The following is a 23,059-nucleotide window of genomic DNA, read 5'->3' as shown; positions in this document are numbered from 1 at the left end:
ATATTTTGTTTATGGCAGGCCTTCGCTATTAAATTTATTAGCATGTCGGTCGACAAAGTAAGACTGGCAGATTTGGAATGACAGTGTGACAGCAAAATGAATTTTTGTCGATGTAGATATTAACTTTTCTGTGAAAAATTGTCTTATAAGCTGCTTTATTTACAATTGGCATAAAAGATGATGGGTTTATAACGATTATAACATAAAAATAAATTCAATAACAGATAAAAAGTAAATTAATTATGGCATTAAGTATCAAACCTATCGGAGACAGAGTAGTAGTAGAAGCTGCTCCAGCAGAAGAAAAAACAGCTTCAGGGTTGTATATCCCCGATACAGCAAAAGAAAAACCATCTCAAGGTACAGTAGTTGCTGTAGGTACAGGTAAAGTTGACGAACCGTTAACTGTGAAAGTTGGTGACAAAGTATTATACGGAAAATACGCAGGTACTGAAATTACTTACGAAGGAAAAGAGTACTTAATAATGCGTGAGTCTGATATTTACGCGGTTATCTAATTAATAAGAAGAGGTTATTTAAAAAGAGCTTACTGGCTCAATTAAGAATTCAATAGGTTATTTTAATGAAGCTTTAAAAATAGACGTATTAAAGATAGAATTTATTTACAGTTCAATACTAACGTCTGATGATGCTTCTTGGAAATACTAAATACTCATAAAAAAATGGCAAAACAAGTAAAATATAACGTTGAGGCTCGCGAGGCCCTTAAAAAAGGTGTAGATACTTTAGCGAATGCAGTTAAAGTAACATTGGGTCCTAAAGGACGTAACGTAATTATTGAGAAAAAATTTGGTGCTCCAGTAATTACTAAAGATGGTGTTTCGGTAGCGAAAGAAATCGAATTGAAAGACGCTTTAGAAAATATGGGTGCACAAATGGTAAAAGAAGTAGCTTCCAAAACGGCTGATCAAGCTGGTGACGGTACTACAACTGCTACTGTATTAGCACAAGCAATTGTTGCTCCAGGTATCAAATCTGTGGCTGCAGGAGCTAATCCAATGGATCTAAAACGTGGTATTGACAAAGCTGTTGCAACTGTGGTTGCTAACTTGAAATCTCAGTCTCAAGAAGTTGGTCAAGACAATAATAAAATTAAACAAGTTGCTACTATTTCAGCGAACAACGACGAAGTAATTGGTGCTTTGATTGCTCAGGCAATGGAAAAAGTAGGTAACGATGGTGTTATCACTGTTGAAGAGGCAAAAGGTACTGAAACAGAAGTAAAAACTGTAGAAGGTATGCAATTTGACCGTGGTTATTTGTCTCCATATTTTGTGACAAATTCTGACAAAATGGAAGCAGAATTAGATAACCCATACATCTTGATCTACGACAAGAAAATCAGCAATATGAAAGAATTGTTGCCTATCTTGGAGAAACAAGTTCAAACTGGCAAACCATTATTGATCATCGCTGAAGATTTAGATGGTGAGGCATTGGCGACATTAGTTGTTAATAAAATCCGTGGTTCATTGAAAGTTGCTGCTGTTAAAGCTCCAGGTTTCGGTGACCGTCGTAAAGCAATGTTAGAAGATATCGCTATTTTAACTGGCGGTACTGTTATCTCTGAAGAAAGAGGTTTCAAATTAGAGAATGCTGAATTATCTTACTTGGGTCAAGCTGAAAAAGTTCAAGTTGACAAAGATAACACAACTATTATCAATGGTTCTGGTAATGTAGAGGATATCAAAGCACGCGTTGCTCAAATCCGTTCACAGATCGAAACAACAACTTCTGATTACGATCGCGAAAAACTACAAGAACGTTTGGCAAAATTGTCAGGTGGTGTAGCTGTATTATATGTAGGTGCAACTACTGAGGTTGAAATGAAAGAGAAAAAAGACCGTGTTGATGATGCTTTACATGCAACTCGTGCAGCTGTTGAAGAAGGTATTATTGCTGGTGGTGGTGTTGCATTCATTCGCTCAACTGAAGCTTTGGTAAACCTTAAAGGTGATAACGAAGATGAGCAAATCGGTATTGACATTATTAAACGCGCTATCGAAGAACCATTACGTCAGATCTGTAATAACGCTGGTATCGAAGGTGCGGTAATCGTTCAAAAAGTGAAAGAAGGAACTGCAGATTTCGGTTACAACGCACGTACAGACCGTTACGAAAACTTAATCGCTGCTGGTGTAATCGATCCAACTAAAGTATCTCGTGTAGCATTGGAAAATGCAGCTTCAGTTGCTTCAATGTTATTGACTACCGAGTGTGTATTAGCTGACGAAGCTGAAGAAAACCCTGTAGGTGCTGGTGCTCCTCCAATGGGTGGCGGTATGGGTGGAATGATGTAAGATTCATCCTTATAAAAAAAAACCTGTTATCTTAGATAACAGGTTTTTTTTTATGCCTTGTACTTAATGACGCCTTCTATATTTCTCGTAATAATGATCGTACTCTCGAGGTGAATAATTAATAGTTTAATCATTTTTAATCTAATAACCTTTCGCTGTATCGTCTCCACGTGGATCGGCTCCTGTCTGTAATTTACCATTTGGTAAGACAAGTATATTCTCCACACGGCCGATTGCCCCTCTCGGATTTATCGTATAGCCATCTTTTGTCAATTGGTCACGTAAATTGGCATTGATAGCGTTATTTTCGACATCAATGCGATCAGGAAGCCATTGATGATGAAATCTTGGCAGGCTCACTGCCGATTGTGCATTTTGTCGGAAGTCAATAACGTTGAGGATAGTCTGAAAAACAGAGGTAATGATGGTTGATCCCCCGGGGGTTCCCACAACCATGAATAGTTTGCCATCTTTTTCTACAATAGTGGGTGTCATTGAGCTGAGCATTCTTTTGCCGGGCTGAATCTCGTTCGCTTTTTCCCCTGTAAGCCCATACATGTTTGGGACACCGGTCTTCACAGAGAAATCATCCATTTCATTGTTTAGGAGAAAACCTGCGCCGGCCACAAATACTCCCGAGCCATAAGAATCATTGAGTGTTGTTGTAATGGATACTGCATTCCCTTGCTCGTCTACGATATTGAAATGTGTCGTTTGTTCACTTTCATAGCCAGGAATGACATCTGCATTGACATCTTTGCTTAATGTCGCTTTACGGAAATTGAATGAATTGAGTTTATGTGCATTTGAGCTGGAGTCAATAAGCTGTTGGACAGGTACCCTAATAAAATCAGGATCTCCTAAATATTTGGCCCGATTGGCATATACATAACGTTCAGCTTCGACCATGACACGAATGGTTGAATCGGTTTGAAAGCCCCAGCGTTGAAGTGGAAACTGTTCGACTGATTTGAGCAGGGCCAAAAGAGATGTTCCCCCACTCGAAGGCGGCGGCATGGAAATAACTTTGTGCCCCCTGTAATTTGTGGAAATTGGGGTACGCCAAAGTGCCTGATAATCCAGTAGATCTTGATGATTGATAATGCCTTTCCCTTTGTCCATTTCGGCAACAATTAAGTCGGCCGTTTTACCTTTATAGAAGCCGTCTCGCCCTTCTATTGCGATTCTTTCCAGCGTTTTCGCGAGTTCCTCCTGTATAAATAGGTCACCGGTTTTCCAAGCTGTGGTTTTGATAATTGCAGCACCAGAGGGATTCAGCTTGACAAAACGATCTTTATGGCTTTCAAACTCATTGGCTTGTCGTTGACTGATTTTAAAACCTGTTCTGGCGAGCTGTATTGCCGGGAGTACGAGATCCTTCCATTGCAACTTGCCATACTTTTTGTGTGCTTCCCACATACCGGCAACAGACCCAGGGATGCCTGAGGCCAATTGACTGTAAAGACTCAACTCAGGAATAACATTACCTTGGGCATCGAGATACATATCCCGGGATGCTTTTAGAGGGGCTTTCTCACGAAAATCTAAGGCATCTAAATTACCCCGATGATCGCGGTAGAGCATAAAGCCGCCACCACCAATATTTCCTGCATTTGGATAAACAACTGCAAGAGCAAATTGGACGGCAACTGCAGCATCTATTGCATTCCCACCTTGTTTTAAAATCTTTACGCCCACTTCTGAAGCCAAAGGATGCGCTGTGACTACGGCAGCCTTATTAAAAGTACTGGCCTGCTCGACCTTAGAATTTAGCTGTTGTTTCGTCGCACAAGAGGCAAGGCATATGCTCGCTATGAGCGAATAGGTTATGAATTTATACATCGTATTCGATTTAAACTTTAAATATTATCACAAAGAGTTGTACAAACAATACGATCTCCAATTATTTAAGTTTTTCGTTGTTTTTATGGCGGTCGGCATCGCGAATTGATTTCTTTTGAAGATTTTGTTCCAGAGCTTCTGTTAGATCAATTCCCGTTTGATTGGCAAGACATATCAAAACGAATAATACATCGGCCATTTCATCTGCTAAATTGACTTCTTTGTCTGATTTTTTGAAAGATTGCTCTCCGTATTGCCGAGCCATTATTCGGGCAACCTCACCGACTTCTTCCATGAGTATGGCGGTGTTTGTCAGTTCGTTGAAATAACGTACTCCGGTACTATTGATCCACTTGTCAATAACTTCTTGTGCTTCTTTAATTGTCATCTTGTTCAATAAAAAATTAAAAGTTGTCCTTATCTTTTGTATCCATTACGATGGTAACTGGGCCATCATTCAATAGGTCGATTTTCATGTCTGCTCCGAATATGCCAAGTTGAACCTCTTTTTGGAGCAATTGACTTAACAATAAAGCCATCTCTTCATACATTGGTTTGGCTTTATCCGGTTTTGCTGCTCTGATAAAAGAAGGTCTGTTTCCTTTTTTTGTTTGAGCAAAGAGGGTGAATTGTGAGATGAGTAAGATATTTCCGTCTATATCCTGTATCGATTTATTCATCAGGCCCTGTTCATCCTCGAAGATGCGTAAGTTGATGAATTTCTGTCCTAACCATTTCAGATCTTCTGTTGTGTCTGCTTCTTCAACTCCTAATAAAATCATTAAACCCTTCTGGATCTGGCCTGTAATCTGATTATCTACCGTACAAGAGGCGTTTTTCACTCGTTGTATAACTGCGCGCATAATGAAAAGTATAAAACCAAAGGTAAAAATTCCGATTGTTAAACACGATGTAATGTGCAATTTATCCGCCATATTAAATGAAAAACGTCTCTTGCTTCCTCAGGAAAAAAGAGACGTTTTTTTATTTAAATAAATTGTTTCTAAAATTTGAAATTCAAGCCCAATAGGAAATTTGTTGGTGCCTGAGGGAAATAGAAATTATAATATTTTCGGGTATCACCTTCCATCCAGCCAAAGGTGTAGCCATTGGCTTCGTACTTCTCGTTGAGTATGTTGTTGACCTGTAAAGTTGCACTGATGTTTTTGATACCTAAAGCTGTAAAGCTATAGTTTGCTAACAGATTGTTGACAAAATAAGAGGAAATGCTCCTCTCTTTCGCAGATGAATTATCTAGATATTGTCTTCCTACAAATTTGGATAGAAGAGAGAATGTAAGTGATGTTATCGGACTATAAGAAAAATTACTTGACAAAATCGTTCCCGGAGATAAAGCAATGTCTGTTTTTGAATAAAATATCCTTGTATTACCTATAACCTCTTCAAAATCTTTAATTTTATTTTGGCTGAAACTAGCTGTTGCTTTCCAGTTGAACTGTTTGCTGATGTTCCATGATCCATCGAATTCAAGCCCCATTCTATAGCTATCTTTGACATTTTGTCGAATTGGAGAGCCCGTATCACTGATTTCGCCTGTTGGGATCAATTGATCTTTGTAAAACATACCATATCCATTCAATCCGATGTTGAATTTTTCATTTGTAAAGCGATAGCCAAATTCGATGTCCTGCATTTTCTCTGGGCTAGGGTCTGGTAAGGCGCTATTTTTCTCTATAAAATCCTTGCGAACAGGTTCTTTTTGTGCAAAGGCATAAGAAGCGTATACATTTGAATGGTCATTTAGCAAATATGTTGCCCCAGCTTTAGGATTCAAGAAATTAAACTTAGGATGATAATTATAATTTTTTACCTTATCGTCATCACCATACATGTGGTAATCTACATTCCGATATTGAATATCGGCCATTAATATCCACTTGTCTAGTTTGTAATCGACCTTTAAGAAATTACTGAAATCATTTTTTTGTGATTTCCCGAAGTAATATTTGTCGTCGAGAAAACCGGTTGATGCATATTGTGCCCAAATCACCTGGCCATAATGTTTTCCTTTGTATTGATTATAAGCTCCACCCCAAGTAATTTCAAGCTGATCATTCGGTCTGTAATTTAGGGCATAGGTCATGCCATAAAAATAATTATCAAGCCATCTCCTACGGACGAGATCTGTTTTTTGTATGGTATCTTTACCAATGATGACGTTAGGCAAACCGTATTTACTTAGTTTATCTCCCGGTCTCATTTCTTCATAGTAACCATAACCTCTTGTATAGTGTAGGGCTGTATTGAGTGTCAATTTGTCGTTCAGGATATTGGTATAATGAAGTTGATGATGTTTCTGCGTATAATTATCTGTTTGATTCTGATACGTATATAGATTATAATTCCGGCCTGCGTTCATGAAACGATCCTTCTCTGCGCCCGAGATTTCGAGTGCATTATCTGCATAGTCATCCATGCGCGATCGATCGCCAGTAATCAATGGTTCAGGAACGCCATTCCAGGCTTGATATGTCTTTTCTTTTCCCCAGAATACAATCCCTTTTAAAATATGTTTTTTGCCATAATAGCCTCCGTCCACATAGAAAGACTGTAAGTCTGAACTACCTCTCTCGATATAACCGTCGCTGCTGATACGGGATAATCTAGCATTGAAGGCAAATTTGTCGTTGATTAGTCCGGTACCTACCTTGACTGTATTTTTCCAGGTATTGTAAGAGCCAAATGAATTGTTGAGTTCTGCGTAAGGGGTTTCGACTAACGTATTGGACTGAATATTTAATGAGGCTCCAAATGATCCGGCACCATTCGTCGAAGTCCCAATACCGCGCTGAACTTGGATGCTCTCGGTAGAAGAGGCAAAGTCGGGAAGGTTTACAAAAAATGAACCCATACTCTCCGCATCATTTAAAGGGATTCCATTTAATGTTACGTTGATTCGTTGATTATCCGATCCCCTGATTGTCATTCCGGTATAACCAATGCCTGCACCGGCATCGGAATTGACCTGCACGGATGGAGTCTGATTTAAAAGGAATGGGATATCCTGGCCGAGGTTGTTACGCGTTATTTCTTCTTTGGAGATGTTTTTAAAGGTTGTAGGAGCATTTCTTTTGGCACGGGTAGATTGAACAAGCACCTCTTCCATTTGAATAGTACTTGGTTCTAATGCTACCGTAAGCTCCAAATTGTCTTTAACATCCACATTTCGACTCCATGTCTTATAGCCAAGTGATGATACCTGGATCTGGTGCTTACCTGCATTGATACGATATAGTTTAATCAGTCCATTTTTGTCCGATTGGCCAGTGATGGGTGCCTGTCCATCTATGGACACCGAGACATTCTGTAAGGGATTTTGATTGCTCTTGTCTATAGTTCTAATTGTCAGATTTTGTTGCGCAATGGCAATTTGGCTTGAAATAGTAGCTAAGGAGCTACAAATCAAAAATTTGATCATGGTAATGTATTTTGTTTGAGTTAAACAAATCATAGCAAGGGGTTACTATGACCGCACTATTTAACTAACCTCTCCCTACGCCAGCATTATCTGGATCAGGTGCACAGAATTTAATCTGTTGGGTATAATCTCAGCCTTTATTTGTGTTCCTGACAAAACAAGGCACCCCTATTCGACGTTGCGAATATATAAATTTAAAATTGAAATGAAGTATAAAGAAGTAATTTATGACAAATGGAAAAGTGCGGATTTATGATATTATTTCCTTTTGGTTAAAAATTTATGGAAATTGTTGTTTTTGGTATATATTGTTCTTTTTAGGTACCTTGGCATGAATTTTTCTACTAGAGGTATGTATTTATACAGGTCAAAAAATTTTAGTTACTAAATTGATAGTGAGGAGATAAAATGTTAAAATATTTAAGCGCTAATTATATTCTACCGATTACTTCAATGCCGATAAAAGACGGTATTGTTTCGGTAGATGAGGAGGGAGTAATTCAAGGTATCTATGACCCAACTTCATTTACACCTGCAGATAAAGTTAAGGTTGAGAAATATGAAGGAGTGATAATTCCAGGTTTTATCAATTCACATTGCCACATTGAATTGTCGCATATGAAAGGTATTGTTCCTAAAGGGACAGGACTTCCAAGCTTTCTGAGTAAGGTGATGACTACGCGATCGGCATCGATGAAGAAAATCGACGATGCGATGGCTAAAGCCGATAGAGAGATGTACGAAAATGGTATTGTCGCAGTCGGAGATCACGCCAACACTGATAATTCATCAAAATTAAAGGAAGATTCTCAGATCCTGTATCACACGTTTGTGGAGGTGCTTGGAATTGAACCTGATGAAGCGGACTTTAAATTAAAGGAGGCTAAATCATTGACCCAGGAGTTTAGGAATGGCCATGTATCGATTACGCCACATGCCCCATACTCGTGTTCGAAGGTACTTTTCAAAAAGTTCAAGAAGATGGTTTCGGAAACAAATATTATCAGTATTCACAATCAAGAAAGTGAAGAGGAGAATAAACTGTTCCGTTATAAAATGGGTGAGTTCTTGGACTTTTATAAAAGTATAGGGAAAAATGCTGATGCGATTAAGGCGCAGGCAAGAAATTCGATTCAGTCTTATCTTCCTTATTTGCCTTATCCAAATAAATTATTGTTGGTTCATAACACCTATACCTCTCTTAAAGATTTGGATTTTGTAGAACGTATGGACCGTGATGTGATGTGGTGTCTCTGTCCAAAGGCCAACCTTTATATTGAGGGAACATTACCAAAGGTTCAGAATTTTATGAATGCCGGACAGCGTTTAGTCATCGGAACAGACAGTTTAGCTTCAAACGATACATTGTCCATTTTGGAGGAGCTAAAAGTGTTGCATGCGCACTTTGAGGATCTCGACTTCTTGCAGACCATTCAATGGGCCACAATCAATGGTGCTATCGCGTTGAACATTGAGGATGAATTTGGGTCACTCGAAGTGGGTAAAAAACCTGGGATTGTGTTGTTGGAAGGGATGGAACACATGCGCCTCAATGAAGATGTTAAGGTAAAACGTTTAGCGTAGTATTTAATTCCCCAAACTTCTGTACTTTTGCTCTTATTGAACCGTTCATGACTTTAATAACAACACTATAGTCATGGTAAATTCCATCTGACCGATGGAAGAAAAAATAAGTTACAGATGAAACATTTGAATATTTCAATAAGAGGTAAAGTACAGGGAGTCTTTTTTAGATTGACAGCCAAGGCGGTTGCAGATCAAGTGGGTGTTAGGGGCTTTGTTGTCAATTTAAAAGATGGTTCTGTTTATATCGAGGGCGAGGGCGACGATTTTGCACTAGATTCACTGTTGGAGTTCTGCCAAGAAGGGCCCGAGGGTGCAATCGTTGAAAGTGTTGAGGTAAAGGAAGGCGAAATGAAGGGCTTTTCCAATTTTGAAGTAGTTAAAAGAGTTCAATCTTAAGCCGTTTCGCCTTGTCAGTACTTAAAAAATTCGCCGGACAGACCATGATTTATGGCCTGAGTACGATTATAGCCCGTATGCTGTATTTCGTCATGACGCCATTGTATGTCCTCAAATACCCACCTGCTTCTTACGGAATATTTACCAACATGTACGCCTGGGCATCCATGATCAATGCTGTTTTGGCATTTGGTATGGAAACTACTTTTTTTAGGTTTCTCCAAAAAGTCGAAGAAAAGGATAAAAAGCAGGTTTTCAATAATAGTTTTATCGTCATTGCCTTTTTGGCTACATTATTTTTTATAACGGCCATTGTCTTTGCTGGCACCATTGGTAGTTGGTTGAATAAGGGAACTTACAATGCCGATTACGAGAGTTATGTAAAATATTTCGCCCTCATATTGGCATTGGATGCATTAGCTATTGTTCCTTTTGCGAAATTGAGATCGGAGGGAAGGCCTATTCGATTTGGTACTATCAAATTGGCCAACATCGGTATTATGGTTCTTCTTAACCTATTCTTTATTGCGCTAGTTCCCTATCTGATAAAAGATGGTGGTGCTTTGGGTACTTGGTGTTCCGGCTGGTATAGAAATGAATGGATAGGTTATGTATTTATTTCTAATATTGTGGCAAGTGCGGCGACCTTCCTGTTGCTCCTGCCTGAAATGAAAGGGTTTTATTTTAAACCCGAAAAGCAGCTAATCTTAAAGATGCTATCGTATAGCTTTCCGATTTTAATAGCTAATATTTCTTATATCATCAACGAAAATTTAGATAAAATTGTGTTGCCAATCTACCTGCCTAAGGATATTGGTGATCGCGATCTGGGGATCTATGGGGCCGTTGGAAAATTAGCGATGTTTCTGAGCATTTTTGTTCAGGCTTTTCGGTTGGGCGCCGAACCATTTTTCTTTTCTTATGCAAAAAATGCTAATGCAAAGAAGACCTATGCGTTGATTATGGAATATTTCGTAATTGCCATGATGTTAGTTATGCTGGGGATTACAGCTAATATTGACTGGCTGAAGTATTTTATTAAAGGAAATGTGGAAACTCGTGACTTATATTGGTCTGGACTTTTCATCGTTCCGCTATTACTATTCAATTATGTGCTGTTGGGAATCTATATGAATCTTTCGGTCTGGTATAAGCTTTCTGACCAAACACGTTACGCTTTGTATATTTCATTGGTAGGCGCAGGAATTACCATCGTTGCAAATTATTATCTGATCCCAAGATACAGTTATGTGGGCGCATCAATAGTCACATTTCTGGCCTACTTTTCTATGGTTGTGCTATCTTATGTATGGGGGCAAAAACATTATCCTATACCTTATAAATTGGGCAAGATCCTGATGTATATATTCGCGGGAATATGTTTCTCCTACCTTTCTTACTTTGTGTTTAATCATAATGTCTTCGTTGGTAATGGGCTTTTAGTTGCTTACATTGGAGGTGTATTTTTGATGGAACGAAATCAGCTCAAGCGATTCGTAAATAAAGATGCTTAACAGAAAAAAGGTCGTGCTAATGTTAACTTAGCACGACCTTTTTCCTTATAAATTGTGGACTTCAGGATTATACCATTTCTGTTGAGAAATTGTGTTCAATTTCATGAAGTACCTCAAGAATCTCAGCTTGGCTTTGTAAGCTGACCAACTTCATTCGGTGTTCTTTAAAGTTAGGGATTCCTTTGAAGTAATTCGCATAATGCCTGCGCATTTCAAAAATACCCAATTTGTCACCTTTCCATTCAATGGATTTGTTCAGATGAGTTCTGCAAACCTCGACACGTTCGGCAATAGTTGGTCCTTCTAAACGCTCACCAGTATTGAAAAAATGTTTTATTTCTCTAAAGATCCAGGGGTATCCGATTGCTGCACGGCCAATCATAATGCCATCCACTTCAAACTCCTGCCGCCATGCCGCAGCTTTTTCGACAGAGTCTACATCGCCATTGCCAAAAATTGGAATCTTGATGCGCGGATTGCGTTTGATATCACGAATCATAGACCAGTCCGCCTGACCTTTATACAGCTGCGCGCGCGTACGTCCATGAATAGCAAGTGCTTTGATCCCCACATCTTGTAACCTTTCGGCAACTTCGTATACATTTTTTGTGTTGTCATCCCAGCCAAGACGTGTTTTCACCGTTACGGGTAAATCCGTAGCCTCAACGACAGCTTTTGTCATTGCAACCATTTTATCGATGTCCTGTAGTAAGGATGAACCAGCTCCTTTACAGACTACTTTTTTAACTGGACAGCCGTAATTGATGTCGATTAAATTAGGCCCTGCTTTTGTGCAGATCTCAGCAGACTGACGCATACTTTCAATATCTCCACCGAAGATCTGAATGCCAATAGGACGTTCATATTCAAAAATATCTAGTTTTTGAATTGACTTTGCAGCATCCCGAATTAAGCCTTCCGAAGAAATAAATTCAGTATACATTAAATCAACACCATTCTGTTTGCACACATAGCGAAACGGAGGATCACTTACATCCTCCATCGGAGCTAATAACAATGGGAATTTACCCAAATCAATATTTTCACCAATCTTGACCGACATCTTCGATAATTTTTTACAAAGGTACAAAATTTGGCATTAGTATAAAGTTAGCTAACTGTCACGAGTTTAGAGCCGATTTTTGATCTCTACAAATCCTGTCGAACGTTGACCGTTCGAATCGCCAACCCCACTAAATTCATAGTTATGTGAAAGTATAGTCTTCCTATCGTCAGGGTTTGATTTCCTTATATTTCTTTTACAAATTCTTTGATAGCTTGTCCAGGATCGGCTGTCTTCATGAAATTTTCACCAATTAAAAATCCTTGGAATCCAGCTTTTTTTAAGGCTTTAATTGTCGAAGGATCAGATATACCGCTCTCAGATACTTTAATATATTCTGTTGGTATTTTGTTCAGGAGATCATAAGAATGCTGAATGTCGACTGAAAAATCTTTAAGGTTTCTATTATTGACACCAATTGCATCAATGTCATCGAAAAGATTATCCAACAGTTCCTGTTCGTTGTGCACTTCAAGTAAAACATTTAAACCCAATTGGTGTGCATAGGCTGCAAATTCCTGTATTTCCTCCTTTTTCAGACATGCTGCAATTAAAAGGATGATATCTGCTCCATAAGCTTTCGCTTCGGTGATCTGATATTTATCCACGATGAATTCTTTTCTTAAGATAGGAATGCTAATAGCCTCGCGTGCTTTCGATAGATCTTCTAAATTGCCTTTGAAAAATTCGCCATCAGTAAGAACCGAGACTGCCGAAGCACCTGCCTCCTCGTATGCCTTTACAACATCTTCCACTGCTGAAGTACTATTGATGTCTCCTTTTGATGGCGATGCCCTTTTGTATTCCGCTATAATTCCTGTTTTTTCAGGATCAAGAATAGATTCTCTCAACGATAGACAAGCCACACTGAAATAGGGATAGTTTAATAGTTCCTCAAAAGGAACTAAAGCTTTTGCTTTTTCTACTTCTATTTTTTTTCGTTCAATGATTTTATCAAGTATATTCATTTTTTTAGATGTTAGATTCCCAACCAGTTTTCAATTAATTTTTTACCATTTGTGGTCAATACCGACTCTGGGTGGAACTGCATTCCCCTTACATCGTATTCGGTATGGGTTAAGGCCATAATGATGCCATTCTCGTCGATCGCTGTTACCTTTAGGCTAGCTGGTAGAGTGTCTTTGTTTACAGCCCAAGAATGGTAGCGTCCAATTTTGGAATCTTTTGGGAAGTCCCGAAACAATTTCTCTGACTCATCCACAACAGTAATATTTGTTGCTACGCCATGCAAAGGTTTTTCCATATTGAATAGTGTACCACCAAAGACTTCTGCAATAGCCTGTTGGCCTAAGCAAATACCTAATATACTTTTATGTGGAGCGTAGGTACGGATAACATCAAGTAATAATCCAGCTTCTTCTGGAATACCTGGACCTGGCGAAAGAAGTATTTTATCGAAAGCATCAATATCTTCCAGTTTAAATTTATCATTTCTCCATACAACATATTCTTGATCTAATTCCTGTAACAAATGGACCAAGTTGTAGGTGAACGAATCGTAGTTGTCTATAACGACTATTTTATTGTTGCTCATAACCTTTTGCTATAAAATCTTGATTAATATAATTTTCAATTTCCTGGAATATGGACTGAATAAATTCGATTGGCAAATGAAATCTTTTTGCCAGTAGGACATAATTACTGTCCAGGTTCCGAATGATATTCTGCTCTTCGTTTTGCTCATCCTCGAAGGACTTGCCTTTGCCGATATAGGTTTTTCGTAATGCCAATAGCTCAACGATGCGGTTGTCAATGGTGTCTACCGAATCATGGATATGTTGCTTGTTGACACAGTATTCCAATGGTCTGATCATAATGTTTCTGCTAATTGTAATGCTTTTCGTAGCGCAGCAATTTTGTTATTTACTTCTTGTAGCTCCATTTCGGGGTCTGAATCTAATACGATACCGCCACCGGCCTGATAATGTAAGGTGTTTTGTTTACTTAGGAAGGAACGAATCATAATGGCATGATTAAAGTCTCCGTTAAAACCCATGAATCCGATTGCACCCGAATAAAATGAGCGTTGTAATCCTTCGTAACGATCAATCAATGTCAACGCCATATGTTTTGGAGCTCCTGAAAGCGTACCTGCTGGATAAGTATCACCTACGATGTCAAATGGGTTGATATTATCTTTTAATATGCCCGTTACTTTGGAGACCAAGTGGATAATATGCGAGTAATATTGTGGTTCCATGTAGGACTCAACTTTAACTTGGGTGCAATGTCTACTTAAGTCATTGCGGGCAAGATCGACGAGCATAACATGTTCGGAAGTCTCTTTTGGGTCTTCTTTGAGCTTGGTGGCTATCTTTTGATCTTCCTCCATGTTACCTGTCCGTTTAAATGTTCCTGCAATAGGGAAAATCGTCGCTTGTTTCCCGTGGATACGCAGTTGAGCCTCAGGCGATGATCCGAAAAGTTTAAAGTCACCATAATCAAAATAGAAAAGATAGGGCGAAGGGTTGATGGAGCGGAGCGCACGATAGACATTGAATTCATCACCGGAGAACGGTGTCTTAAAGCCTCTGGATGGAACGATCTGGAATACATCACCACGTTGGATATGCTCTTTCATCTTCTTAACCAGCTGACGGTGTTCTTCATCGGTACGATTGGAGCTTTCCTCGCCAGCAAGTTTGAAGGTATATTCAGGAAAGTTTTTGTTCTGAATAAGGAACTGCATTCTTTCAAGCTCTGATTCTTCGTCATCCAGCAGATGTTCAAAAATATAGAGTTGATTACGGAAGTGGTCGATGGCAATGACATATTTGTAAACATGATATTGCATAAACGGTATTTTCCGTGCCGGATCTACCGTTGTTGTTAGTTTGATGTCCTCAAAGTGTTCAATACAATCGAAGGTGAAGTAACCAAATAGGCCATTGGAGATCAAGTTAAGTTCAGCAATTGTATGATCTTCGAAGGAATTTCTAAAATCGGAAACTTCTTGACGTAATTCGATTTCGTGCGCATTTTTTACGATACGTTCTCTACCCGGATAAGTGAGCGTCAGCTCTTTCTCATCGAGCTGGATTCCGGCAATCGGTTGACAACAGATGTAACTGATGTTGTTGTCGCGACTATGGTAGTCGGAGCTTTCCAGTAACAAGGAGTTTGGAAAGATATCTCTTAGGCGAAGATAGATGCTCACTGGTGTCGTTGTATCCGCAAGCAACTTTCTTGTTTGTGTTTTGAATGTATACTTCATTTTTTGTGTCTTATCTTCTTGTTGTAAACTATGCATAAAAAAACCCCGATACTGGTCAGCATCGGGGTTGGAATTTCCATAAATGGTTTTGGTTGATTATGAAATATTATGACAATACCAATTAGTTCCCGATGCTTATTGCTTCAGGCCACCACCAATTTGTATTTGTATATCTTCGTGTCATTATTACACAAATTTATAAAAAAAAATAAATAAGCAAACTTTTTGTGACAAAAAAACAAAAATTCACCTTATTTCTTAATCATTTAATAAATCAGGACGTCTTTCTTGCGTTCTTTTTAACTGTTGTTCATCTTTCCATGCAGCGATTTTTGCCTCATGACCACTCAGGAGAATATCAGGCACTTTGTGGCCTTTCCAGTCTGCAGGGCGTGTATAGATAGGCGCATCTAATAATCCATCCTGAAAAGAATCTGAAAGCGCGGATGTCTCATCCGACAAAACTCCGGGAATCAGACGGATAACAGCATCTGTAACAATCGCCGCTGGAAGCTCACCTCCGGACAGTACATAATCACCGACTGAGATCTCTTTTGTTACATAAATATCACGGATACGTTGATCTATTCCTTTGTAATGCCCACAGAGAATCATCATATTTCCTTTTGTAGATAAGCCATTCGCAATATCCTGATTGAATGTTTCACCGTCGGGAGTCATGTAAATGATCTCATCGTATTCCCGTTCAGCCTGCAATTGCTCTATACACTTGGCAAAGGGTTCTATTTGAAGGACCATGCCCGATCCGCCCCCGTACGGATAATCATCGACACTTTTGTGTTTATTTGTTGAATAGTCTCTTAAATTGTGGACATATATTTCAGCCAAGCCTTTGTTCTTTGCTCGTTGCAAAATAGAGTGTGCAAATGGACTTTCCAAGAGGTCAGGTAAGACCGTAATAATATCAAAACGCATGGGGCAAAGATACACAAAAATGCACCATTGTCTATTTATAAGATTGATTCGCTTATCTTTGTGCCAAAATTAAGTGTATATACAGTGATTGACGTAAATAATATTTCTGTTTCCTTTGGGGGAACAACTCTTTTTTCAGATGTATCTTTCTCCATCAATGAGAATGATAAGATCGCATTGATGGGTAAAAATGGTGCTGGTAAATCCACCTTACTGAAAATTATCGCTGGAGTGGGTAAACCTACTACAGGTAATGTTGCTGGTCCGAAAGATGCGATTATAGCCTATTTACCGCAACATTTGTTAACAGAGGATAACGTGACTGTTTTTGAAGAAACATCAAAGGCTTTCGAAGAAGTCTATGGTATGCGTGATGAGTTGGAAAACCTGAATGAGCAATTAAATATCCGAACAGACTATGAGTCTGACGATTATATGCAATTGATCGAACGCGTATCTGAATTAAGTGAAAAGTTCTATTCGATTGAGGAAGTTAACTATGATGCAGAGGTTGAAAAGGTCCTGAAGGGGCTCGGTTTTGAGCGTTCGGATTTTACAAGACAGACTTCTGAGTTTTCCGGTGGTTGGCGGATGCGTATCGAATTAGCTAAAATATTATTGAAAAAGCCGGATTTGATTCTATTGGATGAGCCAACCAACCACATGGATATCGAGAGTATCCAATGGCTGGAAGATTTCCTCGTCAATTCGGCTAAAGCAGTTATCGTTATTTCGCACGACAGGGCATTTGTCGACAATATCACCAATCGGACCATCGAGGTGACGATGGGAAGGATTTATGATTATCGTGCCAAGTATAGTCATTACTTGGAATTACGTCAGGAGCGTCGCCAGCATCAGCTAAAAGCGTACGAAGAGCAGCAACGCTTTATTGCGGACAATCAGGAGTTTATCGATCGTTTCAGAGGTACCTATTCTAAAACATTGCAGGTGCAATCGCGTGTAAAGATGTTGGAGAAATTGGAAATCATTGAGATCGACGAGGTAGATACTTCCGCACTGCGTCTTAAATTCCCACCATCCCCGCGCTCAGGTCAATATCCTGTTATCGTTGAGGATCTAACCAAGGTTTATGATGAGCACGTCGTATTTCAAAAAGCAAATATGGTCATCGAACGTGGTGAAAAGGTCGCTTTTGTCGGGAAAAACGGTGAGGGTAAATCGACCATGATCAAAGCAATTATGGGGGAAATCGATTTCGAAGGCACGCTGAAAGTAGGGCACAATGCAAAAATTGGTTACTTTGCACAAAATCAGGCCGCATTGCTTGATGGAGAGATGACCGTTTTTGATACCATTGATCAAATTGCTGTAGGTGAAGTGCGTGTTAAAATGAAAGATCTTTTAGGAGCCTTTATGTTTAGTGGTGATGATACAACTAAAAAGGTGAAAGTGCTGTCCGGAGGAGAAAGAACACGTCTGGCAATGATAAAATTGTTGTTGGAACCGGTAAATGTATTGATTCTCGATGAGCCGACAAACCATTTGGACATGAAGACAAAGGACATTATCAAAGATGCTTTGAAAGATTTCGATGGTACGCTGATCCTTGTTTCGCACGACCGTGACTTTTTGGATGGTTTGGCAGAGAAAGTCTTTGAATTCGGAAATAAACGCGTACGGGAGCATTTTGAAGACATTAAAGGTTTCTTGGAATACAAGAAGATGAGTAGCTTAAAGGATATTGAACGTTAGCATCTAAATAAACGTACTGTAAAACCCGATAGGGGCTCAGTTATAAAAAGCGGCTTTTTGATATAAAAGCCGCTTTTTTGCATTTTAAATTAAGATTAACCGAATCTTCAAGCTTTTTTCCCTTAATCCCAAAGCGTGTGACAGATACTTTCCCGATCAATACCGCTACGCCGAGTCCAACTATTCCAAAATCGTAGTTATTCTTTTTATCTATACTCATCGTTTAATACCGTTTTTCTAAGTTGATATTTACCGTTAATGTTGATACTACGAAAGACAATTATCAGCAGATCGGTATGTGGCGCTTCTCTCCCTCGAATTACTTCGCTGGTATTGAGCCTTTAGTTGTAAACTAACAGATAATCCGTATATTGAGTTCTCCTAAACATCAATTTTATTTATGATCATTGGATTAGACATTGGGACATCATCTGCGAAAGCTGTTGCATTTGACTACGAAGGTAACATCTTGTCGCAGCATAGTATATCTTATCCTATATTAAACCCGTCGGAAGGCTGGTACGAGCAAGATCCGGAGATTGTTTATGCAGCATGTATTGAGTCTATTCGGTATGTAATGATTAGCTTAAGGCAATCTCGTACTGAGCTACCGAAACCCGTATGTATTTCGGTGAGCAGTGCTATGCACGGACTAATCGCTGTTGACTCGGCGGGACAGCCACTTAGCAACTGTATTATATGGGCAGATCGAAGAAGTGAACATATTGCGGTTGCCTTGGAGGCAAGTGAGGTAGGCAGGCTGCTTTATCAGCAGACGGGTACACCAATACATCCCATGTCTTTGCTTTGCAAATTAATGTGGATAAAGTCCAACGATCAAAAATTATTTGCGCAGTCGCACAAGTTTATCGGTATCAAAGAATTTCTTTTTTACCGGCTCTTTGGAGTTTACGTGGTCGATCATTCCATCGCATCTGCAACAGGGCTTTTCGACATACATCGCCTAACATGGTCTGATCAGGCGTTAAGCTTGGCAGGTATATCGGAAGAGCAACTAGCATCTCCAGTTCCGGTCGATTATATTTTAAATATGCCTAGCCCAAAAATTGCGGCCTTGATGCAGATCCCTGAAGATACCACTTTTGTTATAGGTGGTAGCGATGGTTGTTTGGCTAATCTCGGGGTAGGGGCTATAAGTCCCGGAGTGGCTTCGGTAACAATCGGTACCAGTGGGGCTATTCGCGTAGCAAGTTTGCAGGCAAATCAAGAGAAAAAACAAAGACTATTTACATACCTGCTGAGACCAAATGAATATATAATTGGTGGTGCGGTTAACAATGGCGGTGTATTACGCGACTGGTTTCGAGACAACTTTTTGTGCGAAATTACCCAAATGGAAGCAGATGGAGATCCTTCTACGTCGTTAAATGCTTTGGTCGACTCCGTCGTTCCCGGGGCGGAGGGCTTGATATTCTTGCCCTATCTAACTGGTGAACGGGCACCACATTGGAATTCCAATGCAAAAGGCGTTTATTTTGGAATACAGTTGCATCACGGCAGGGCGCACTTTGCACGTGCCATGATGGAAGGGATGTTGTTTGCAATTTACAGTGTAGGACTCGCATTAGAGGAGAACACCGGTCCCATTCATACGATCTTTGCAAGCGGCGGCTTAGCGCGTTCATCGTTTTTGGTGCAGATGCTTGCAGACATCTTCAATAAACCTGTATTTACCAAAAATACAGTAGAAAGCTCTGCATGGGGAGCAGCATTGATAGGCTTGGAAGCCTTGGGCATACATGGAGGTGGTCCTACTATAAAAAACAAACAAACGGAAGGAAAGCAAGATACCGAGCACTGTTATAAACCGAGTGCGGAGAATCACGCTGTATATATTAGAAACTTCCAAAAATTTGAACGCCTGTACCATTTATTGGAAGGTGAGTTTTAACTAGATATAAATTATTATGCCTCTAATCATCGTTATTTTGGGAGTAGCTTTACTACTTCTTTTAGTCACTGTCGTCAGGTTAAACACGATCTTTTCATTACTGATAACCTCGGTTGCGGTCGGTTTTGCGATGAATATGAGTGCCGTCGATATCCTTAAATCTGTTGAAACTGGAGTGAGTACAACTATGGGCCAGTTGGCACTATTGTTGGCTTTCGGGTCTCTACTGGGGAAATTGATGGCGGAGGGTGGTGCTGCAGAAAAGATTACAACGGTGCTAACTGCTGTATTTGGCAAAAAGAACTTACCTTGGGCTATGGTTCTCACGGGCTTTTTAGTAGGTATTCCCTTATTCTACAATGTCGGTTTTATCGTCTTAGTACCATTCGTTTTCATGGTATGTGCATCTAATAAAATGCCCTTGCTTTACGTAGCCATTCCGTTGCTGGCAGCGCTGTCCGTGACACACGGTTATTTGCCTCCACATCCGGGAGCTACGGCCATAGCGCTTACCTACAAAGCGGATATAGGTTTAACAATGGCGTACGGCATTGTTGTGGCAATTCCTGCCATAATTATCGGTGGACCGCTCTTTGGCAGGATGCTTAAGCGTATTCCGACCAACCCGCCCACGGAGTTTTTTCCTGAACACAATCAAGCAGATCGAAAAGAGCTTCCCGGATTTGCAATTAGTATATTTACCGGGCTTTTTCCAATAATTTTAATTGCTTTTGGTTCATTTTCCCATCTAATATTTCCAGAAGGCTCCTCCTGGCTGAAGGCACTACGTTTCCTGGGTGACCCGGTGGTGGCTTTAATGATTGCATCGCTAATGGCGATGTACACAATGGGTATCCGCCAAGGCAAAAGTTTGCGGGAGCAGTCAGCAAGTGTGGAAGAAGCAATCCGCGGGATAATGATGATCCTTTTTATTATTGCAGCATCAGGCGCTTTCAAGCAAATTTTGGTAGATAGTGGTGTAGCGAACTACATCGCTGATATAACAGCAGACCTGAGTTTGTCGCCTCTTGTGCTTGCATGGTTAATAGCCGGTATCATTCGCCTAGTTATCGGTTCGGCTAGTGTTGCTGGGCTCACGGCAGCGGGCATTATGCTTCCCATTGTGCAGGCAGGAGAGGTTACTCCTGAATTAATGGTGCTAGCGACGGGAGCGGGTAGTCTCATGTTCTCACACGTCAACGATCCGGGGTTTTGGATGTTTAAATCTTATTTTGGAGTGAGCATAAAGGATACGTTTCGCTCATGGACGGTGATGGAAACGCTCGTTTCTGTTATTGGATTGATCGGTGTCTTGATTTTACACTGGCTTGGTCATTGACAGCGAATGGGAAAGTTTCATATTGCTAGGACACATTAATAGGACAGCGCGTGTTAAACGAATATTGAATTATATAGGCCCATAATCGCTTGATTATGGGCTTTTTTTTGATGAAAACCTTTGTTTGATTTTTTTTTCTTAATATCGTGACAATGAGCCAAATTTTGTTGTTCTAAAACTATGCAGAGATTACATCGTTTTTCTATTTTTTTATTGATTTGGGTAGGAAGCTGCCTCCCTGGGCTGTCAGCTTTCGGGCAATTTATCGCCTATACCGTCGACAATTTGCCAAGCCCCAAATTAAAGGGACAGGATTATTTTGTCTCCAATCCGGATGGGATTCTATCCTCGGGTACAGTGGCCGAATTAGATGGCTTATCGACGCAGATTGAGGCTGCTACAAAAGGTGAATTTGCCATCGTTGTCGTGAATGATTATGTTGGTGACAGTGATTTCGAATTTGCCTTAAAATTATTCAATACCTGGGGTATCGGTAAGAAGGAAAGTAACAATGGGCTTTTGTTGTTTATTGCTAAAGACCGGCATGAATACCGTTTTATTACAGGGTATGGTATGGAAAGTATTTTGCCCGATGCCTATTTAAAACGTATTGGCGAAAAATATCTCGTACCCAATTTTAGGAATGAAGATTACGACCGCGGTGTTACGGAGGCCGCAGAATTTATTAAGACAATACTTACCTCACCGGATAGTAAGGCTGAGCTGGAACGCTTGATGCCAGAGGCAACGCCGGTCTGGAGCTTTAAAAGTCCTATCCTGCGAAATTCACTATTGGTTTTAGGTTTATTTGTGATCTGTTATATCTGGTTGGGCGAGGTGACGCGAGCGATCAAAGGAAAGTTGACCAAAAAAAGTAAATATTTTCCGCCTTTAGTCAGTGGATGCGGCTGTATGGGGATATTAATGTTTATCTCGGTGTTTATCTGTGCATTTGCCCTCAATAATTTTGAGGAGGTCTATCAGTGGAAAAATCTACCTTATTTTATAGTTGTTTTTGGTAGTATTACCCTGGCCATGAAATACAATGCAAGCCGCACGCAAATTGTTAATTCCTATCAGGATGAGGAAAATATTCAAAAGGCCCTACGTAAATTTCGTGTCTGGGGTTTGGTTCCGCTATTACTGAGTCCATTGGCACTATTTGATCTCATTGGATTAAACAAGCGCATTCGGAAGAATGAACTTCGATTGATGCCGCCGGATCAATCTGGTCGCTGGTTGCGCATGAATAAGGACGATGTATCTACCCGTGAAAGTGCGTACCTGGATAAGGGGCAGCTTTTGGAGGAAAAAATCGGTAGCCGTTCGTACGAAATCTGGATAGATCAGGTGAACAATGAAACAAAGTTGGTTCCCTGGGACGAGAATGTTGGGTTCACTGAATGTCCTGCATGTCATTATAGAACGTTTGAAACTGGACGTACCAAGACGATACGTGCAGCAACTTATAGTTCGCAGGGATTAGAGGAACGCTTTGACTTGTGTAAGAATTGTGGACATCGGGTATCTCATGCTGAACACTCGACTCCAGTTAAAGTGCGCTCAACATCGAGTAGCTCTGGCGGAGGATCTAGTAGTAGTGGTGGCGGTGGAAGCTTTGGTGGCGGATCTTCTGGTGGGGGTGGTGCCGGTGGAAGATGGTAGTCGGTAATTTAGGGCAAAAAAAAGGTTTTCAAACGGGGAGAATGAAAACCTTAAATAACCAATTATAAACCTAAATTATGATGACACAAATGTA

20 protein-coding genes and 1 riboswitch are annotated in these 23,059 nt (G+C 40.0%); of the genes, 9 read left to right on the top strand and 11 right to left on the bottom strand.

Features of this window, described 5'->3' with window-relative positions:
• The first annotated feature begins 242 nt into the window (after positions 1-242).
• Together groES and groL are read left to right on the top strand one after the other, a co-directional pair.
• Positions 243-518 (top strand): co-chaperone GroES, encoded by a 276-nt coding sequence (gene groES, locus OK025_RS05560; protein WP_028070710.1) that lies wholly within the window; start codon positions 243-245, stop codon positions 516-518.
• 165 nt (positions 519-683) lie between these two features.
• The gene (gene groL, locus OK025_RS05555) at positions 684-2,321 is read left to right on the top strand and encodes a chaperonin GroEL (RefSeq protein WP_070561631.1); all 1,638 of its coding nucleotides are present in this window, start codon (positions 684-686) and stop codon (positions 2,319-2,321) included.
• Positions 2,322-2,462: 141 nt separating this feature from the next.
• Here the strand turns inward: groL and ggt are convergent, their stop codons facing one another.
• The 4 genes from ggt to OK025_RS05535 all read right to left on the bottom strand — a co-directional run bounded on the left by ggt (position 2,463) and on the right by OK025_RS05535 (position 7,602).
• Positions 2,463-4,163 carry a gamma-glutamyltransferase gene (ggt, locus tag OK025_RS05550; RefSeq protein ID WP_317668616.1) on the bottom strand — a complete coding sequence of 567 codons (1,701 nt, stop codon included), beginning with the start codon at positions 4,161-4,163 and terminating at the stop codon, positions 2,463-2,465.
• A 61-nt stretch (positions 4,164-4,224) separates the two neighbouring features.
• On the bottom strand, positions 4,225-4,551 hold the full coding sequence (locus tag OK025_RS05545; protein ID WP_317668615.1) for a nucleotide pyrophosphohydrolase: 327 nt from the start codon (positions 4,549-4,551) through the stop codon (positions 4,225-4,227).
• 16 nt (positions 4,552-4,567) lie between these two features.
• Positions 4,568-5,026 carry a D-aminoacyl-tRNA deacylase gene (dtd, locus tag OK025_RS05540; protein WP_120333195.1) on the bottom strand — a complete coding sequence of 153 codons (459 nt, stop codon included), beginning with the start codon at positions 5,024-5,026 and terminating at the stop codon, positions 4,568-4,570.
• A gap of 140 nt (positions 5,027-5,166) precedes the next feature.
• Positions 5,167-7,602 (bottom strand): TonB-dependent receptor, encoded by a 2,436-nt coding sequence (locus OK025_RS05535; RefSeq protein WP_317668614.1) that lies wholly within the window; start codon positions 7,600-7,602, stop codon positions 5,167-5,169.
• Between the two features lie 54 nt (positions 7,603-7,656).
• Positions 7,657-7,782: riboswitch (TPP riboswitch) on the bottom strand.
• Between the two features lie 228 nt (positions 7,783-8,010).
• Between OK025_RS05535 and OK025_RS05530 the strand changes: the two genes are divergently transcribed.
• The 3 genes from OK025_RS05530 to OK025_RS05520 all read left to right on the top strand — a co-directional run bounded on the left by OK025_RS05530 (position 8,011) and on the right by OK025_RS05520 (position 11,099).
• Complete coding sequence (locus tag OK025_RS05530; RefSeq protein ID WP_317668613.1) at positions 8,011-9,186, top strand: amidohydrolase family protein; 1,176 nt, start codon at positions 8,011-8,013, stop codon at positions 9,184-9,186.
• Between the two features lie 117 nt (positions 9,187-9,303).
• Positions 9,304-9,585 (top strand): acylphosphatase, encoded by a 282-nt coding sequence (locus OK025_RS05525; protein WP_317668612.1) that lies wholly within the window; start codon positions 9,304-9,306, stop codon positions 9,583-9,585.
• Positions 9,586-9,629: 44 nt separating this feature from the next.
• Complete coding sequence (locus OK025_RS05520; protein ID WP_317669758.1) at positions 9,630-11,099, top strand: lipopolysaccharide biosynthesis protein; 1,470 nt, start codon at positions 9,630-9,632, stop codon at positions 11,097-11,099.
• 67 nt (positions 11,100-11,166) lie between these two features.
• Here the strand turns inward: OK025_RS05520 and dusB are convergent, their stop codons facing one another.
• The 6 genes from dusB to trmD form a co-directional block, all read right to left on the bottom strand.
• Positions 11,167-12,162, bottom strand: a complete 996-nt coding sequence (gene dusB / locus OK025_RS05515) for a tRNA dihydrouridine synthase DusB (protein WP_317668611.1) — start codon at positions 12,160-12,162, stop codon at positions 11,167-11,169.
• A 185-nt stretch (positions 12,163-12,347) separates the two neighbouring features.
• Positions 12,348-13,130: an indole-3-glycerol phosphate synthase TrpC gene (gene trpC / locus OK025_RS05510; RefSeq protein WP_317668610.1), complete on the bottom strand. Its 783-nt coding sequence runs from the start codon at positions 13,128-13,130 to the stop codon at positions 12,348-12,350.
• 11 nt (positions 13,131-13,141) lie between these two features.
• A complete protein-coding gene (locus tag OK025_RS05505) occupies positions 13,142-13,717 on the bottom strand; it encodes an anthranilate synthase component II (protein WP_070561612.1) in 576 nt (191 codons plus the stop codon).
• A complete protein-coding gene (locus tag OK025_RS05500) occupies positions 13,704-13,997 on the bottom strand; it encodes a chorismate mutase (protein WP_075990830.1) in 294 nt (97 codons plus the stop codon). Before OK025_RS05500 ends, OK025_RS05505 begins: the two co-directional genes overlap by 14 nt.
• Positions 13,994-15,397, bottom strand: a complete 1,404-nt coding sequence (locus OK025_RS05495) for an anthranilate synthase component I family protein (RefSeq protein WP_317668609.1) — start codon at positions 15,395-15,397, stop codon at positions 13,994-13,996. The genes OK025_RS05500 and OK025_RS05495 overlap by 4 nt, the downstream gene beginning before the upstream one ends.
• Before the next feature lie 258 nt (positions 15,398-15,655).
• Positions 15,656-16,333 (bottom strand): tRNA (guanosine(37)-N1)-methyltransferase TrmD, encoded by a 678-nt coding sequence (gene trmD / locus OK025_RS05490; RefSeq protein ID WP_088160046.1) that lies wholly within the window; start codon positions 16,331-16,333, stop codon positions 15,656-15,658.
• A gap of 84 nt (positions 16,334-16,417) precedes the next feature.
• Here trmD and OK025_RS05485 point away from each other — a divergent pair, with 84 nt between their 5' ends.
• Positions 16,418-18,049, top strand: coding sequence for an ABC-F family ATP-binding cassette domain-containing protein (locus OK025_RS05485; protein WP_075994613.1), 1,632 nt, complete (start codon positions 16,418-16,420; stop codon positions 18,047-18,049).
• Between the two features lie 40 nt (positions 18,050-18,089).
• Here OK025_RS05485 and OK025_RS05480 read toward each other — a convergent pair whose 3' ends face one another.
• Positions 18,090-18,269, bottom strand: a complete 180-nt coding sequence (locus tag OK025_RS05480) for a hypothetical protein (RefSeq protein ID WP_317668608.1) — start codon at positions 18,267-18,269, stop codon at positions 18,090-18,092.
• A 180-nt stretch (positions 18,270-18,449) separates the two neighbouring features.
• On the opposite strand from OK025_RS05480, the gene OK025_RS05475 reads away from it, so the two are divergent.
• The 3 genes from OK025_RS05475 (at position 18,450) to OK025_RS05465 (ending at position 22,965) form a co-directional block, all read left to right on the top strand.
• On the top strand, positions 18,450-19,961 hold the full coding sequence (locus tag OK025_RS05475) for a gluconokinase (RefSeq protein WP_317668607.1): 1,512 nt from the start codon (positions 18,450-18,452) through the stop codon (positions 19,959-19,961).
• A gap of 16 nt (positions 19,962-19,977) precedes the next feature.
• On the top strand, positions 19,978-21,300 hold the full coding sequence (locus OK025_RS05470) for a gluconate:H+ symporter (RefSeq protein ID WP_317668606.1): 1,323 nt from the start codon (positions 19,978-19,980) through the stop codon (positions 21,298-21,300).
• 180 nt (positions 21,301-21,480) lie between these two features.
• Positions 21,481-22,965, top strand: coding sequence for a TPM domain-containing protein (locus OK025_RS05465; RefSeq protein WP_317668605.1), 1,485 nt, complete (start codon positions 21,481-21,483; stop codon positions 22,963-22,965).
• The last annotated feature ends 94 nt before the right edge of the window (positions 22,966-23,059 follow it).

Source organism: Sphingobacterium sp. UGAL515B_05, assembly GCF_033097525.1.
Classification (GTDB): Bacteria; Bacteroidota; Bacteroidia; order Sphingobacteriales; family Sphingobacteriaceae; genus Sphingobacterium.
The sequence above is the reverse complement of the archived record's forward strand: the minus strand, read 5'-3'. Positions and strand labels throughout refer to the sequence as shown.